This is a genomic window from Colwellia sp. KS18-150, assembly GCF_057551365.1.
The window spans coordinates 64,154-80,484 of sequence record NZ_BAAJMC010000014.1 but is presented as its reverse complement, the minus strand read 5'-3'; the positions used below and the strand labels follow the sequence as shown (position 1 = coordinate 80,484).

Below are 16,331 nucleotides of genomic sequence, written 5' to 3'. Positions count from 1 at the left end.
CGACAAGATAAGAGAGAAGAGAACATGGCAAAGAGAACAGATTTAAAAAGTATCTTGATCTTAGGTGCAGGTCCAATAGTTATTGGCCAAGCGTGTGAATTTGATTATTCAGGTGCACAAGCCTGTAAAGCATTACGTGAAGAAGGTTATCGAGTTATTTTAGTAAACTCTAACCCAGCCACTATCATGACTGACCCTGACATGGCAGATGCAACATACATCGAGCCTATTCATTGGGAAGTTGTACGTAAAATAATTGAGAAAGAGCGTCCTTGTGCTGTATTACCTACTATGGGTGGCCAAACAGCGCTTAACTGTGCATTAGAGTTAGAAGCTAAAGGCGTATTAGAAGAGTTTAATGTTGAAATGATTGGTGCAACTGCTGATGCGATTGATAAAGCAGAAGACAGAAGTCGTTTTGATAAAGCAATGAAAGCCATTGGTTTAGAAACACCACGTGCTGAAATTGTTCATACCCTTGAAGAAGCTCATGAAGCCAGTAAGCGTTTAGGCTTTCCGTGTATTATTCGTCCATCATTCACCATGGGTGGAACAGGTGGCGGTATTGCTTATAATATCGAAGAGTACACAGAGATTTGTACACGTGGTTTAGACTTATCACCAACGTCAGAATTATTGATTGATGAATCATTAATTGGTTGGAAAGAGTATGAAATGGAAGTGGTTCGCGACAAAAATGATAACTGTATCATTATTTGTTCTATCGAAAACTTCGACCCTATGGGTATTCATACTGGTGACTCTATTACTGTAGCGCCAGCACAAACTCTAACAGATAAAGAATACCAAATAATGCGTAATGCCTCATTGGCAGTATTACGTGAAATTGGTGTAGAAACTGGTGGTTCAAACGTTCAGTTTGGCATTTGTCCTGATACTGGCCGTATGGTGATTATTGAGATGAACCCACGTGTTTCTCGTTCATCAGCACTAGCTTCTAAAGCAACGGGTTTCCCTATTGCTAAAATTGCCGCTAAGTTAGCGGTAGGTTACACACTTGATGAATTAACTAATGATATTACTGGTGGTAAAACTCCAGCATCATTTGAACCAACCATTGATTACGTTGTTACTAAGATACCGCGTTTTAACTTTGAAAAATTCGCTGGTTGTGAAGATAGATTAACGACGCAAATGAAGTCTGTTGGTGAAGTGATGGCGATAGGCCGTAACCAACAAGAATCTATGCAAAAAGCTTTACGTGGCTTAGAAGTTGGCGTGAATGGTTTTGACCCTATGGTTGATGTTACTCAGCCGGGCGCTAAAACAAGAATCATGCATGAATTACAAGAAGCTGGTGCTGATCGTATTTGGTATGTTGCTGATGCTTTCCGTTTAGGATTAAGTGTTGATGATATATTCCGCTTAACTAAAATAGATCGCTGGTTCTTAGTTCAAATCGAAGACATCATATTAGAAGAGAAAAATGTTTCTGAAGGTGGCTTAAAAGTACTAAACGCGGATTATCTTCGTAAGTTAAAGCGTAAGGGTTTCGCCGATGCACGTCTTGCTGATGTGATTGGTGTTTCAGAAGCTGAAATTCGTAAAAAACGTCATAACGCCGATATCTACCCAGTTTATAAACGCGTAGATACCTGTGCTGCTGAATTTAGCTCAGATACTGCTTACATGTACTCAACGTATGATGAAGAGTGTGAAGCGGCGCCAACGAACAAAGACTCCATCATGATTTTAGGTGGTGGCCCTAACCGTATTGGTCAAGGTATTGAATTTGACTACTGTTGTGTTCATGCGGCATTAGCGCTTCGTGAAGACGGTTATGAAACTATCATGGTTAACTGTAACCCTGAAACGGTTTCTACCGATTATGATACCTCTGACAGATTATATTTCGAATCGATTACTTTTGAAGATGTATTAGAAATTGTTCGTATTGAAAAGCCAAAAGGCGTTATTGTTCAATACGGTGGTCAAACACCTCTGAAACTAGCACGCGCACTTGAAGCGGCTGGTGTTCCAATTATCGGTACTTCTCCAGATGCTATCGATAGAGCCGAAGACAGAGAGCGCTTCCAACAAGCGGTTGACCGTTTAGGTTTATTACAACCTGAAAATGCTACGGTAACTTCACTTGATGAAGCGATGGCAAAAGCTGAAACAATCGGCTTCCCACTTGTAGTTCGTCCATCTTATGTTCTAGGTGGTCGTGCGATGGAAATCGTTTATGATTTAGATGATTTACGCCGCTACATGACAGAAGCTGTAAGTGTATCAAACGATTCTCCGGTATTACTTGACCATTTCCTTGATGACGCTATTGAAGTTGATATCGATGTGATTTGTGACGGCGAGAAAGTGGTTGTCGGTGGTATAATGCAACACATCGAACAAGCGGGTGTTCACTCTGGTGACAGCGCCTGTTCACTTCCTGCCTATAGCTTAAGTCAAGAAATTCAAGATGTAATGCGTAAGCAGGTAACTGATTTAGCCTTTGAGTTAGGTGTTATTGGTTTAATGAATACTCAAATGGCTGTTAAAGATGGCAAGGTTTATCTTATTGAAGTTAACCCACGTGCCGCACGTACAGTACCATTTGTTTCTAAAGCCACATCAGTGCCACTAGCAAAAATTGGTGCACGTGTTATGGCAGGTCGTTCATTAGCAGACCAAGGCATCACTAAAGAAATGATCCCACCATTCTTCTCAGTAAAAGAAGTGGTTATTCCTTTTAACAAGTTCCACGGAAGTGATCCATTAGTTGGCCCAGAAATGCGCTCAACTGGTGAAGTGATGGGTGTTGGCGAAACGTTTGAAGAAGCTTATGCTAAAGCTAACTTAGGTGCTGGAGAGTCAGTACCTAAAGATGGTAGAGCATTAATTTCTGTACGTAATTCAGATAAAGTACGTGTGGTTGAATTAGCTAAGAAAATGGTTGAATTAGGCTATGACTTAGATGCGACACATGGCACAGCGATTATTTTAGGTGAAGCGAATATTCCAGTACGTTTAGTGAATAAAGTACACGAAGGTCGCCCACATATTCTTGATAGAATTAAAAACAGCGAGTATAGCTACATAATCAATACTACCGAAGGTCGTAAGGCTATTGAAGATTCAAAAGTATTGCGTGGTGGTGCATTGCGTTATAAAGTTGCCTATACTACAACGCTTAATGCTGCGTTTGCTGCTTGTCAGGCACATGCTGCGGATGATAGAAACACGGTAACTTCTATCCAAGAATTGCATAATAAATGTAAATAAGGCAACTAACTTGCTATTTTTAGCACTAGCTTTGTTGGAAGTACTCATTGACGTTCGTCAACTCCGTGCTTCCGCCTAGCTAGTACATAAACTAGCTTCGCTATTTACACTTATTTTGTAAAAATATAGATTATAAACAGAAAGAAAATTATTATGAGTCAATACCCAATGACAGTTCATGGCGCCGATGTGTTGCGTGAAGAGCTAAATCATTTAAAAACCGTTAAACGCCCTGAGATTGTTGCTTCAATTGCTGAAGCCAGAGAACATGGTGATTTGAAGGAAAATGCTGAGTACCATGCTGCACGTGAACAGCAGGGTTTCTGTGAAGGTCGAATTCAAGACATTGAAGGTAAGTTGGGCAATGCGCAAATTATTGATGTTTCAAAAATTCCTAATACAGGCAAAGTTATTTTTGGTGTTACTGTTACGCTGTTAAATATTGATACAGAAGTAGAAGTGAAATATCAAATAGTAGGCGATGATGAAGCCGATATTAAGCAAAACCGTATCTCTATTAATTCACCAATTGCACGTGGATTAATAGGTAAAGAGGTAGATAGTGAAATTGAAATCTCTACGCCAGGCGGTTTAGTAGAATATGAAATTATGGCTGTTGATCATATTTAAGGCATTAATTGCCGAGCATTACTAATCCTTATTTATAAAAACCTCAAAGTTCATTGGCTTTGAGGTTTTTTTATGCCCTAGATTTGACATGTAACATTAATAATGTATATTTAAATGATATCAATTTGATGTCACATGTTGTTTTAGGGAGTTATTATGCAAGAGAAAAATGGTTTTTCATTTAACGGCTATGGAATGTTCATCGCTGTGTTGTTATTAATCGCGTTTGTTGTTAGTCAAATAATCAATCAAGATGTTAGTGCATTATTTTTTTCAGCTATAGCGTTAATTATTTGTATATTGCCTGGTTTTTTTATGGTGCAGCCAAATCAGGCTAAGGTGATGACATTTTTCGGTAGCTATGTGGGAACAGTAAAAGATAATGGTTTACGTTGGACAATTCCCCTTTTTGTATTAAGAACTATTTCATTAAGAATTCGAAACTTTGAATCAAGCCAGATGAAGGTTAATGATCATCATGGTAACCCGATAGAAATAGCAACGGTTGTTGTGTGGTCTGTTGATGACACAGCAGAGGCCGTATTTGAGGTTGATGACTATGTTAGCTACGTTCATATTCAAAGTGAATCAGCGCTTCGTAATATGGCTACCAGCTATCCGTATGAGCAACACGAAGGAGATGGTGTTGCACTAAGAAGTCATCCTCAAGAAGTTTCAGAAGCTTTGAAAATTGAAATTCAAGAAAGACTCGCTAAAGCAGGTGTTAAAGTACATGAAGCACGCATAAGTCATTTAGCTTACTCACCAGAAATAGCCAATGCCATGTTACAAAGACAACAAGCATCCGCTATTATTGCCGCCCGAAGTAAGATTGTTGATGGTGCAGTAGGTATGGTTGAAATGGCATTAAGTCAGTTATCAGAAAAAAGTATTGTTGATCTTGATGAAGAGCGTAAAGCGGCTATGGTGAGTAACTTATTGGTCGTATTATGTGGTGATCAAAATACTCAGCCGGTGGTGAATGCTGGCAGTCTTTATTAATAATGTACCTTAGGAACTATCATGGCAGCTAAAAAAAGCTTTCCACTGCGTATTAGTCCTGATGTATTGGCTGCAATGCAGCGTTGGTCAGATGATGAATTGCGTAGCGTCAATGCGCAAATTGAATATGTACTTAGGCAAGCATTGGTTGAATCGGGTCGTGTTAAGTTAACGCAAAAAACGATTACGCTAGTGGAAGATAACGATTAAAACGGTTAAGTACTTAGTGTAATAGCATAACGAATAAAATGACAAACAGATCATTGTTTGTCATTTTTGAAACTAAAGCTTATGGAATATACACACCAATGAAACTGAACTATCGGCAGCTCATTGACACGAGTGTGCATTAGCGCACACTTTATTTAGGAGCGAAGTGACAAGTAAAGTGTCTTAACATTGGTGGCTGCCAGCTAATTGAAACTCCGCGTAGTCGATGCTTATTTTCATTAACCTCAGCTAAACATTCAATACAATAATCAATATGAGATTGCGTATAAACGCGTCTTGGTATTGCCATACGCACTAAGTCCATCGCAGCAAGATTTTCACTACCATCAGGTTGTTGTCCGAACATGACAGTACCTATTTCACAGCCCCTAATACCGCCTACACGATACATTTCAATGGCAAGTGCTTGGCCAGGGTAATTTCTAGGATCAATATGTGGCAGCATAGCTCTGGCATCAATATAGACAGCATGACCACCAACCGGTTTAACAATAGGGATACCGAGTTTATCTAAAGCATTGCCAAAATATGCAGTTGAGCTAATACGGTAGTTTAAATAGTCTTCTTCCACTATTTCTTCAAGACCAACAGCCATGGCTTCTAGATCACGGCCAGATAAGCCACCGTATGTAGGGAATCCTTCAGTTAAAATCAATACATTACGTGCCTTCATTGCTAAGTCATCGTTATTAAGAGCTAACCAGCCACCCATATTTACTAAAGCGTCTTTTTTTGCACTCATGGTCATGCCATCAGCGTAACTAAAAATTTCCTGTACTATTTCTTTAGGTGTTTTGTCTTGGTATCCATGCTCTCTTTGTTTAATAAAGTAGGCATTCTCAGCAAATCGACAGGCATCAAGAAACAAAGGCTTGTTAAACTCATCACATAAAGCTTTTGTTTGTCTGATATTCGCCATTGAAACAGGTTGTCCACCTCCCGAGTTATTGGTGATAGTTAACATAACAATTGGGACTTGCTCTGCTTGAGTTTCGAGTAAATCGCGTAAACGCTTTAAATCCATATCACCTTTAAAAGGTAAATCTGCTTGAGGATCGAGACCTTGTTGTTTGACAAGGTCTAAAGCATGGCTACCAGTTGCTTCTATATTTGCTCTGGTGGTATCAAAGTGGGTATTGTTGGGAATAATTAATGATTCATCAGCTTCTAAAGAAGCGTTATTCGCTAAAATCGAGAAAAGGATCTTTTCTGCGGCTCGTCCTTGATGAGTAGGAATAATATGCTTAAAAGGGGCTAATTCTTTTAATGCTTTTTCAAACCGATAAAATGATGGTGAGCCTGCGTAGCTTTCATCTCCCATTTGAATGCCTGCCCATTGTCTGGTACTCATGGCTGAAGTTCCAGAATCAGTGAGCAAGTCAATCAGTACGTCGTCAGACTTCAATGAAAATAGATTATAGTTCGCATGTTGTAATAACTGCTCTCTTTCACTGACGCTAGTCATTCTCAAAGGCTCTACGGATTTAATTCGAAACGGTTCTATTATAGTTTTCATGGCGTTCTCTTCATTTATATTGGGGCATACGATTGCTCCATATAACATTAAGTTAAGAATAGAGCAGGGAGATAATCAATATAGAGGAGGGGTTAGTAACAAAAACGCGCAAAGGCCAGACGAAAGTCTTGGTTATACCATTTACTAAAATGCAAAGTGCTGCTTGAAATATTTATCTTCATCAATTGATTATGCAAACAAATTTTTAACTTTGTCAATGCCCTAAATATACCTCGCAGAGACATAGATTGATTATATTTAGGACTCAATGTAGAACTATTGAACGAAAAGGTGTTTATTTTAAAAAAGCGCTTGCTTTATGGCGGTGCTATCCTTACTATACGCATCGTTTTCAGGGATAACCTTTTCTGAAGATATTAATACAACAATTTATACTCTGTTGTAGCTTAACTTCAATAGAAGTTCATTCGGCGCGGGATGGAACAGCTTAAAGTTCAACCTCGTCGGGCTGCTCTAATAAACGAATAGCCGAAGGTCGTTGTTTTTGTTTTCAAATCCAATTACCGCATCAATTCTTTAATAACAAGAATTAAAACAGTTATTAGCTTCCTTGTTATTTTAAAGGAACATTCGGACGCGGGATGGAGCAGCTTGGTAGCTCGTCGGGCTCATAACCCGAAGGTCGTTGGTTCAAATCCAGCTCCCGCAACCAATTCGAATATTGTAAAGGTCGTTGTTTTTGTTTTCAAATCCAGCTGCCGCACCAATTCTTTAATAACAAGAATTAAAACAGTTATTAGCTTCCTTGATATTTTAAGGGAACATTCGGACGCGGGATGGAGCAGCTTGGTAGCTCGTCGGGCTCATAACCCGAAGGTCGTAGGTTCAAATCCTGCTCCCGCAACCAATTCGAATATTGTAAAGGTCGTAGGTTCACTTTTCATAAGTCAGTGCTCCCATAACCAATTCTTAAATTTAGAATTTAAACTAATTTAGCTTTCTCTTTAATTTCTTAAAGAGTTCATTCGGACGCGGGATGGAGCAGCTTGGTAGCTCGTCGGGCTCATAACCCGAAGGTCGTAGGTTCAAATCCTGCTCCCGCAACCAATTAAAATATAAAAAAGTCGTAGGTTCACTCTTCATAAGTCAGTGCACCCGAAAACAATTCAAATATAATAAATCGTAGGTTCACTCTTCATAAGTCAGTGCTCTCGCAATCAACCCAAATATAGTAAAAGTCGTAGATTCAGTCTTCATAAGTCAGTGCACCCGAAAACAATTCCAATATAAAAATTACTACTAATCAAGTATATACGATTGTTTAATGTTTATATTTTTAATGATCAACCAAACATGCCTTTGCCAAATTGTTTTGCTCTAGTGCGGTTAAGTTATTGATGGTAACGGTGGCAATTGCATTGAGTGCTTCTTTAGTGAAGAATGCTTGATGACCGGTAACCACTACGTTGGGAAACGTTAATAAACGGGCAAATATATCATCTTGTAATATACTGCTTGAGAAATCTTCAAAAAACAACTCTGTTTCCTCTTCATAAACATCTAAACCTAAATGGCCAACTTGTCCTGATTTTAGACCTTCAATCACTTGTGCGGTGTCAATTAATGCTCCTCTACTGGTATTAATGATCATCACCCCTTGTTTCATTTTTGCTAGGGTGTCTTGATTAATAAGATGGTGGGTGTCTTTCGTTAATGGACAATGTAGTGAAATGATATCAGCAACAGCAAATAACTCATCGAGGCTTTTATAGTCTACACCTAAGGCTTTCACTTCTTCACTTTCATAGGTGTCATAAGCAACTACTTTGCAGCCAAAGCCTAGTAAAATGTTAATTAAGCAGACGCCAATTTTACCTGTACCTATTATGCCAACGGTTTTACCGTGCATATCAAAACCCATTAAACCATCGAGTAAATAATAATTCTCTCTCACTCGAGCATAGGCACGGTGGATATTTCTGTTTAAATCCATTATTAAAGCGACAGCATGCTCAGCAACAGCATAAGGCGAGTATTCAGGCACGCGGACAATTTTTATATCATATTTTTTACAACTGGCTAAATGGACATTGTTATAGCCAGCACAGCGCATGGCAATAAATTTTACTCCTTGCTTTGCAAGTAACTCGATGCACTCAGCATCCAACTGGTCGTTGACGAAACAGCAAACTGCGTTATAGCCAACAGCTAACGAGGCTGTTTGTGGTGATAATCTAGCGCTAATAAAATCCAGTTGATGTTGGTTGTTGTTAAATTTTTCTAAATGAGATTGATCGTAGGGCTTACTACTAAATACAGCGACCTTCATGTTAATTTCCCTATTGGTTAATAAATATCGATAAAATATAACTTTACGATTTTATCTGGCTTATCAAAGACTAATTACGATAAAAGATAATGATATCGCTAACAGTTTTTGCTAAAGTAATGCTAATTAAATTTGTTAAAGATAGGTTATATGGCAACAGCAAAAAGAGCAAGGATACAGGATGTAGCAGAGAAAGCAGGTGTGTCAAATATGACAGTATCTCGCGTGCTTAATCAAGACGGTAAAGTTAGTGATGCTAAGCGAGAATTAGTGATGAAGGCGGTGAAAGCCTTAAACTATCGCCCAAACGTTGCAGCGCGCCGATTAGCCAGTAATAAGTCTTTTTTTATCGGTTTACTTTATGTGGACTTAGATACTTCCTATGTCAGCAAGTTCTTATTGCGTGGTTTAAAAAGTTGTCGCTCTACAGGTCATCATTTAGTGGTGGATGAAATAGATGATGATATTGATAAGTCTATTGCTTCGGTTAAGGATCTTATTGATGTCACTCGTGTTGATGGTGTTATTTTATTACCGCCAATTTGTAATGAGCCTAAATTATTAGCAACCCTACAAGAAGCTAATGTTACCTTCGTTCGTATTGCTCCTGATACACAGTTGAGCTTGTCACCTTATATTTGTATGGATGATTATCAAGCGAGCTTTGAAATTACCGAGCGCTTAATTGCTCAAGGTCACACTAAAATTGGCCATATTATTGGTAACCCGAATCAAGGGGTAAGTCGATTACGCTATCAAGGTTACCTTGATGCCTTACGCTCAAACCAGATAAATGTTCCGCCTGAATATATAGAACAAGGCTTATTTACCTATGATTCAGGCTTAAAGGCAGCGCAAAAAATATTATCTTTAGACGATAGGCCGACTGCTATTGTTGCAGCTAATGACGAGATGGCCGCAGCGGTAATTTCAGCAGCGCATATCAATCGAATTTTAGTACCAGAAGAGTTGTCAGTCACTGGCTTTGATGATGGTCATCTAGCGGTATCGGTTTCACCCAACTTAACTACCGTAAGGCAACCAATTCAAGAAATGGCTGATCTGGCTATAGATATCATTGCTTCAGGTAAGTTCTCAGATTTATCAAAAGCGAACAGTAGAGAGTTTAGAAACGTACTTGATTTTGAAATAATTGAGAGGAACTCTACTAAAAAGTTTCAAGATTAATTAACCATTTACCCAATAATTTGATCTTTTTTGACCATACGCCATCTCCCAGGACTGACACCATAAAATAATTTAAACCGGTGAGCAAAACTAATACTGTCTGCATAGCCAATACAGGTGGCTATTTGCGTTAAGTTATAGTTAGTGTGTCTTAATAAGTTACATGCGTATTCTAATCGATATTTAGTGATGAGCTTTAACGGCGATAAACCGGTTTCTTTTTTACATAATCTAAAAAACTGTGGCTCAGATAAATACATTTTTTCTGCTAGCATAGTGACTGTCCATGGCACTTGTAGCTGCTTTTTAACCGATTGAATTAATCCCCTGAATTTATATTGCTGAACACTAAGGTTAGGGGACTTATTTGTCGCTTGTTCTATTTGGTAAATTAATACGTCAATTAAGCCACTAATTATTTCAGTTTGGTTTTGACCACTGACATGGTTTAGCTCCCGTAATAGTGACATAGTGCTATAAAGTGGCTCTGCTTTATCGGATTGAAAGACTGTCGCGGCTAATTCATGTAGGTATTGAAACTGTGGGCAGTCGTGTAAAAGTAACCAACACATACTCCAGTGCTCTTCAACTAATTCATAAATAAAAGGCGTACCAACGGGTAGCACTACTATGCTTGACGGTGGAATTAAGTACTCTTTTCCTTCTAATTGAAGTTTGCCACCACCTGAATGAGTGGCTAATACATAATGCACTTGTGTTCTATCATTACTATTTTGCTCAAGTATTTCGCCTACACCTGTTTTGCCAATCTGATATTCAGTTCTTAGCGTTGAGATACCTGCACAGGCAATAACCGAATTTGCACCACCTGGCATTTGCTCAAAGTTGAGGAAATATTCCTCACAATCTAGGTGGATGTTAATGATATCTTGCCACATAAAATACTCGTAGTGATAGTTTTAGACATAATGAATGATATTCGCAATTATCGTCATAGTCACGACTATTAGCTAAAATACAGCTTTTATTGTAGAACACCTTTGTAAGCTTTAACGATGTTTAATCTTGAATTTATTAAAAAAACCTGCCAATTAGCTTGGCCTATCTCTCTACAAAGTGTCTTGGTTACTTTACTTGGCATGATAGATATTATTATGGTCTCTCACTTAGGTGATAGTGCTGTTGCCTCTGTAGGTATTAGTAATAGAGTATTTTTTGTTGTGTTGATCATCGTAACGGGTGTTGCCTCGGGTGTTGGTGTCTTGTCAGCTCAATACTACGGCGCGGGTAAGGTTAAAAAAATTCAAAATATTGTCATGATGGCGATTATTTTTTCCTTTGCTGTTTTATTGCCTATCGTCATCCTTAATATTTTCTATGCTGGCAATGTATTAGAGCTTGCTAGCCAAGATAGTTTAGTGATTGCTACCGGTGAAACCTATTTATGGATAACCGTACCAAGTTTATTTTTTATTGCTGTTATTATTATATTTGAAAATGCATTGCGAGCGACAGGGCAAGTAAAGTTACCAATGTTATTTAGTATTTTAGCGATAGTCGTTAATGTTATTTTAAACTACTGGTTAATTAATGGTGGTTTAGGTGTTGATGCTATGGGCGTGGTGGGCGCTGCATGGGCAACAACAATTTCCCGATTATTTCACCTTGTTATTATGTTGATGAGCTTACGTAAATCATCACAAGCCATTTTTCCAACCCGCGATAGTTTTAGTGAGCTAACTGATAAAATTAAATGGCTAAAGTTTACTAACTTAATTTGGCCTATGATGGTGAGTTTTGGTGTCTGGTCATTAGGAACATTTGTATATCAATTAATTTTTGGCCGTATGGGTACGCAAGAGTTAGCGGTAATGAGTATGTTAACGCCAATCGAAGGAGTGCTTATCGCGTCTTTCTTTGGCTTTTCTTCTGCTTGCTCTATTTTAGTGGGCCAACAGCTAGGTAAAAGTGATTACACGGGGGCGTGGAATACAGGAAAGTTCTTTAGTTTTAGTGCACCTGTTGTTACTTTTGTATTAGCGATAATATTACTTATTTTTGAAGACGCTATATTTTTACCGTTTCAGTCCTTAGCAGATAACACACTAGAATTAGCATCAGAAGTCTTTGTACTTATTATTTTTGGAACCTGTATTAAGGTATTAAACATGACGATCTCTATGGGAGTTCTTCGTGCAGGCGGCGATAATAAATATTGCTTGGTAATCGACTCTGTTGGTATGTGGTTTATTAGTATTCCGTTAACGTTTACCGCCGCTTTTTATTTTCAGTGGCCGCTATTTTGGGTGGTGGTAACTGCTTTTTCAGAGGAAATATGTAAAGTATTAATGTTTGTTTTAAGAATGAGAAAAAAAGTGTGGTTAAGAAACTTAACCACATAAAAAAAGAGGTTATGTTAACCATAACCTCTTTAGTACTTAAGATTACTAATTGATTTATTAACTCGACTTACTGTCTTGAAAGAAACTCATTAAGCCTTTAGTAGAGCTATCATGAGAGTCACTTATAGTATTGGCAGCTAATTCAGCTTGAATATTGTTAGCTAAACCTTTGCCTAACTCTACGCCCCATTGATCGAATGAGCATATCTGTAACAAGATCCCTTGAGTAAATATTTTATGCTCATAAAGCGCTATTAAACTACCAATTGAGCGAGGTGATATACGCTCCATTAAAATAGTGTTGGTAGGGCGGTTACCTTTATGAACTTTATGAGGTGCTACTTTATCAATATATTCAGCCGTTCTGCCTTTCATTTTTAAGTCTTCACGTACTTGCTGCTCATTAACCCCTTGCATAAGTGCTTGAGTTTGAGCAAAGAAGTTAGCCATTAAGGTTTCATGATGGCCTTTAACAGGTGTTACACTCTCAACTGAGCCAATAAAATCTGCAGGAACAACATTATTACTTTGATGTAAGTACTGATAGAAAGCATGTTGACCATTAATACCTAACTCACCCCAAATAGAAGGGACAGTAGGGTAATCAATTGATTCTCCTTCCCAGTTCACAGATTTACCATTACTTTCCATTTCAGCTTGCTGTAAGTACGCAGAAAGCATATGCAATGATTGATCATAAGGTAAAATAGCTTGTGACTGTGAGCCTAAGAAAGTGCAGTTCCACAAACTAAGTAAAGCGAGAATAACAGGAGCATTTTTTTCTAATGGTGCTTCGCAAAAGTGCTTGTCTATTTCATGGGCACCTTCTAGTAATTCAATAAATCGCTCAAAGCCTAAATCAAGAGCAATGGGTAATCCTATCGCTGACCATAATGAAAATCGGCCGCCAACCCAGTCCCACATGTCAAAAATATTCTCTTCTTTAATACCAAACTCAGTGGCATTTTTTTTGTTTGAAGAAACAGCAACAAAATGTTTAGCAATAGCAGAATCATCAAACGAAGCAGAGACTAACCAACGCATAGCAGTTTGGGCGTTAGTCATGGTTTCTGTAGTGGTAAAGGTTTTACTCGAAACAATAAATAATGTTTTTTCAGGGTTTAATGGCCTTAAAACATTAGCTATTTGCGTGCCATCCACATTAGAAACATAGTGCACATTAACACTGCTATCACTGTATTGTTTTAATGCTTCAGTCACCATTTGAGGGCCAAGGTTTGAGCCGCCAACACCAATATTTACTACATCGGTGATGCGTTTACCAGAATAACCTTTCCAGTGTCCTTGACGTACTTTGTCGGAGAAGTCTTTCATCTGATTTAATGCACGTTGAACATCTTCATTAATGTCTTTGCCATCGATACTGATTGGAGATTGTGAGCGGTTACGTAAGGCAACATGTAATACTGCTCTATCTTCAGTAGAGTTAATGCGCTCACCTGAAAACATTTTTTCACGCCAAGCTTCTACATCACACTCTTTCGCTAGTGAAAGGAGTTTTTCCATGGTGTCGTTAGCAATTAAGTTTTTAGAGTAATCGAGCAAAAATGGCGTTAGCTTGATAGAAAATTGTTCAAAACGTTGCGGGTTATTTTTAAATAACTCACTCATGTGCAGTTGCTTCATCTCGCTTGCGTGATTAACTAATGCCTGCCAACTGGCTAATGATGTTCTAGATTGCATTTTTAATATTCCAACTTTACTCGATTAATGATGGTACGCTTATTAAGCGTTATTTTTCTCTATTACTTTTAAGGTTGTCGTGATTACGTTATCGGTGGTAAATCCAAAGTGAGTTAATAAATCAGCACCGGGTGCTGACTCACCAAAAGTTGTCATGCCGATAACAGTACCGGTTTTCCCCACATATTTATGCCAAAAATCAACATGCGCTGTTTCAATAGCAATGATGGATTTTACCTCATTAGATAATACGCTTTCTTGGTAATCATTTGCTTGTTGATCAAAAATATTGGTGCATGGCATTGAGACAACACGAATATTTTTTCCTTGTGCATTTAAAGCTTTTGCCGCTTCAATAGCAATAGCTACTTCAGACCCTGTGGCAATCAAAATTGCATCAGGTGTTCCAGAACAGTCTAATAAAGTATAGCCACCTTTTTCAATGCAGCTTACTTGTGCTGATCTCCGCTCTTGATGAGGCAAGTTTTGACGACTGAATATTAGGGCACTCGGACCATTTTGTTTTTGTACCGCTGCTTTCCATGCAACTGCCGACTCAACGGCATCACAAGGTCGCCATGTAGTTAAATTAGGCGTCATACGTAAATTGGCTATTTGCTCAATAGGTTGATGAGTAGGACCATCTTCCCCTTGGCCGATAGAGTCGTGAGTATATACAAAAATGTTTTGAATGCCCATCAATGCTGACATTCGCACAGCATTGCGCGCGTACTCCATAAACATTAAAAAAGTAGCGCCGTAATTAATAAAACCGCCATGAAGGGAGATACCATTCATAATACCACTCATACCAAATTCACGAACTCCGTAGAATAAATAGTTTCCATCAGCGTCTTCGGCCGAAATACCTTTAGAGCCAGACCATAGTGTTAAATTTGAACCGGCTAAATCAGCTGAACCACCTAATAATTCAGGTAAAGCCGCACCGAACACTTCAATAGTATTTTGTGACGCTTTACGTGAGGCAATATTACTACCAGCGCTTTGACATGATTGAATATAGTCATCAGCGATTTGCTCGAAATTCTCCGGTAAGTCATTGTTAATTACACGTCTTATATATTCAGCAGCAAGCTCAGGATGTTGCTGTTGGTATTGTGAAAACAGCTCATTCCAGTTTGATTCATTGTTAGTGCCTTTTTCTTTAGCATCCCACCCTTGATATACCTCGCTAGGAATATCAAAAGGAGCGTGTGACCAATTTAAGAATTCACGCGCCGCAGCAATTTCTTCATCGCCTAAAGGAGCGCCATGGCAATCATGAGAGCCAGATTTATTAGGCGAGCCAAAACCAATAGTGGTTTTACAACAAATCATAGTGGGTTTGTCGGTAATGCTTTTAGCGAGTGTTATTGCGTTGTTAAGTGCAATAGGATCATGGCCATCAACATCTGAAATTACATGCCAGCCATAAGCTTTAAAACGGGCAGGGGTGTTATCGGTAAACCAGCCTTCAACTTCTCCGTCAATGGAAATACCATTGTCATCCCAAAATGCAATCAACTTGCCTAAACCCAGTGTGCCAGCTAAAGAGCAAACTTCATGAGAAATACCTTCCATTAAACAACCATCACCTAAAAAGCAATAAGTGAAGTGATCAACAATATCTAAATTAGGACGATTAAAATGTGCTGCTAACGTTTTTTCTGCGATAGCCATACCAACAGCATTTGATATACCAGCACCTAAAGGCCCTGTCGTAGTTTCTACCCCGACGGTGTAACCATACTCAGGGTGGCCAGGGGTTTTTGAATGCAACTGTCTAAAACGTTTTAATTCACCAATTGGTAAGTCATAACCACTTAAATGTAATAATGAATAAACTAACATTGAACCATGACCATTACTTAATACAAAGCGATCTCTATCGGTCCAATTAGGGTTAGTAGGATTGTGTTTCAAGTGATCATTCCATAACACCTCTGCAATATCAGCCATGCCCATTGGTGCGCCCGGATGACCTGATTTTGCTTGTTGCACGGCATCCATTGTTAATACACGGATAGCATTCGCTAACTGCTGTCTTGAAGACGTCATGATGTTTTCCTTTAAATTGGTATTTATTGAATTGTTTTATAAATTAAGTGGCATTAACACCTAACGCACGTTAATAAATATCGCTCGGTACGTCAGATGAACTAGG

At 38.6% G+C, this 16,331-nt stretch carries 11 protein-coding genes and 3 tRNA genes; 9 read left to right on the top strand and 5 right to left on the bottom strand.

Annotated elements, in window-relative coordinates; genetic code table 11:
• Nucleotides 1–24: 24 nt before the first annotated feature.
• From carB to AC27IF_RS14860, 4 genes are all read left to right on the top strand, one after another.
• Complete coding sequence (carB, locus tag AC27IF_RS14875; RefSeq protein ID WP_487055125.1) at nt 25–3,243, top strand: carbamoyl-phosphate synthase large subunit; 3,219 nt, start codon at nt 25–27, stop codon at nt 3,241–3,243.
• A 153-nt stretch (nt 3,244–3,396) separates the two neighbouring features.
• Complete coding sequence (gene greA, locus AC27IF_RS14870; RefSeq protein WP_487055124.1) at nt 3,397–3,873, top strand: transcription elongation factor GreA; 477 nt, start codon at nt 3,397–3,399, stop codon at nt 3,871–3,873.
• 156 nt (nt 3,874–4,029) lie between these two features.
• Nucleotides 4,030–4,875: an SPFH domain-containing protein gene (locus tag AC27IF_RS14865; RefSeq protein ID WP_487055123.1), complete on the top strand. Its 846-nt coding sequence runs from the start codon at nt 4,030–4,032 to the stop codon at nt 4,873–4,875.
• Nucleotides 4,876–4,896: 21 nt separating this feature from the next.
• The gene (locus AC27IF_RS14860) at nt 4,897–5,085 is read left to right on the top strand and encodes a type II toxin-antitoxin system antitoxin (RefSeq protein ID WP_487055122.1); all 189 of its coding nucleotides are present in this window, start codon (nt 4,897–4,899) and stop codon (nt 5,083–5,085) included.
• Nucleotides 5,086–5,236: 151 nt separating this feature from the next.
• On the opposite strand, the gene AC27IF_RS14855 is transcribed toward AC27IF_RS14860, so the two are convergent.
• The gene (locus tag AC27IF_RS14855; protein WP_487055121.1) at nt 5,237–6,622 is read right to left on the bottom strand and encodes a tryptophanase; all 1,386 of its coding nucleotides are present in this window, start codon (nt 6,620–6,622) and stop codon (nt 5,237–5,239) included.
• A 596-nt stretch (nt 6,623–7,218) separates the two neighbouring features.
• Between AC27IF_RS14855 and AC27IF_RS14850 the strand changes: the two genes are divergently transcribed.
• From AC27IF_RS14850 to AC27IF_RS14840, 3 genes are all read left to right on the top strand, one after another.
• Nucleotides 7,219–7,295, top strand: a tRNA-Met gene (locus AC27IF_RS14850).
• A 118-nt stretch (nt 7,296–7,413) separates the two neighbouring features.
• A tRNA-Met gene (locus AC27IF_RS14845) sits at nt 7,414–7,490 on the top strand.
• Between the two features lie 123 nt (nt 7,491–7,613).
• Nucleotides 7,614–7,690: transfer RNA gene (locus AC27IF_RS14840), tRNA-Met, on the top strand.
• Nucleotides 7,691–7,919: 229 nt separating this feature from the next.
• Here the strand turns inward: AC27IF_RS14840 and AC27IF_RS14835 are convergent.
• Nucleotides 7,920–8,912 (bottom strand): 2-hydroxyacid dehydrogenase, encoded by a 993-nt coding sequence (locus tag AC27IF_RS14835; RefSeq protein WP_487055120.1) that lies wholly within the window; start codon nt 8,910–8,912, stop codon nt 7,920–7,922.
• Between the two features lie 150 nt (nt 8,913–9,062).
• Between AC27IF_RS14835 and AC27IF_RS14830 the strand changes: the two genes are divergently transcribed.
• Complete coding sequence (locus tag AC27IF_RS14830; RefSeq protein ID WP_487055119.1) at nt 9,063–10,100, top strand: LacI family DNA-binding transcriptional regulator; 1,038 nt, start codon at nt 9,063–9,065, stop codon at nt 10,098–10,100.
• An 8-nt stretch (nt 10,101–10,108) separates the two neighbouring features.
• Here the strand turns inward: AC27IF_RS14830 and AC27IF_RS14825 are convergent, their stop codons facing one another.
• Entirely contained in the window at nt 10,109–10,999 is an 891-nt protein-coding gene (locus AC27IF_RS14825; RefSeq protein ID WP_487055118.1) for an AraC family transcriptional regulator, read from the bottom strand.
• Nucleotides 11,000–11,116: 117 nt separating this feature from the next.
• On the opposite strand from AC27IF_RS14825, the gene AC27IF_RS14820 reads away from it, so the two are divergent.
• On the top strand, nt 11,117–12,463 hold the full coding sequence (locus AC27IF_RS14820; RefSeq protein ID WP_487055117.1) for an MATE family efflux transporter: 1,347 nt from the start codon (nt 11,117–11,119) through the stop codon (nt 12,461–12,463).
• 57 nt (nt 12,464–12,520) lie between these two features.
• Here the strand turns inward: AC27IF_RS14820 and pgi are convergent, their stop codons facing one another.
• Together pgi and tkt are read right to left on the bottom strand one after the other, a co-directional pair.
• The gene (gene pgi / locus AC27IF_RS14815; RefSeq protein WP_487055116.1) at nt 12,521–14,167 is read right to left on the bottom strand and encodes a glucose-6-phosphate isomerase; all 1,647 of its coding nucleotides are present in this window, start codon (nt 14,165–14,167) and stop codon (nt 12,521–12,523) included.
• 42 nt (nt 14,168–14,209) lie between these two features.
• Entirely contained in the window at nt 14,210–16,225 is a 2,016-nt protein-coding gene (gene tkt / locus AC27IF_RS14810) for a transketolase (RefSeq protein WP_487055115.1), read from the bottom strand.
• Nucleotides 16,226–16,331: the final 106 nt, after the last annotated feature.

What these genes read in the sequence shown, in the direction of transcription:
- AC27IF_RS14855 (WP_487055121.1), bottom strand. Translation starts at nt 6,622, where the DNA reads ATGAAAACTATAATAGAACCGTTTCGAATTAAATCCGTAGAGCCTTTG.
- AC27IF_RS14830 (WP_487055119.1), top strand. Translation starts at nt 9,063, where the DNA reads ATGGCAACAGCAAAAAGAGCAAGGATACAGGATGTAGCAGAGAAAGCA.
- greA (WP_487055124.1), top strand. Translation starts at nt 3,397, where the DNA reads ATGAGTCAATACCCAATGACAGTTCATGGCGCCGATGTGTTGCGTGAA.
- AC27IF_RS14865 (WP_487055123.1), top strand. Translation starts at nt 4,030, where the DNA reads ATGCAAGAGAAAAATGGTTTTTCATTTAACGGCTATGGAATGTTCATC.
- tkt (WP_487055115.1), bottom strand. Translation starts at nt 16,225, where the DNA reads ATGACGTCTTCAAGACAGCAGTTAGCGAATGCTATCCGTGTATTAACA.
- AC27IF_RS14835 (WP_487055120.1), bottom strand. Translation starts at nt 8,912, where the DNA reads ATGAAGGTCGCTGTATTTAGTAGTAAGCCCTACGATCAATCTCATTTA.
- carB (WP_487055125.1), top strand. Translation starts at nt 25, where the DNA reads ATGGCAAAGAGAACAGATTTAAAAAGTATCTTGATCTTAGGTGCAGGT.
- AC27IF_RS14825 (WP_487055118.1), bottom strand. Translation starts at nt 10,999, where the DNA reads ATGTGGCAAGATATCATTAACATCCACCTAGATTGTGAGGAATATTTC.
- pgi (WP_487055116.1), bottom strand. Translation starts at nt 14,167, where the DNA reads ATGCAATCTAGAACATCATTAGCCAGTTGGCAGGCATTAGTTAATCAC.
- AC27IF_RS14860 (WP_487055122.1), top strand. Translation starts at nt 4,897, where the DNA reads ATGGCAGCTAAAAAAAGCTTTCCACTGCGTATTAGTCCTGATGTATTG.
- AC27IF_RS14820 (WP_487055117.1), top strand. Translation starts at nt 11,117, where the DNA reads ATGTTTAATCTTGAATTTATTAAAAAAACCTGCCAATTAGCTTGGCCT.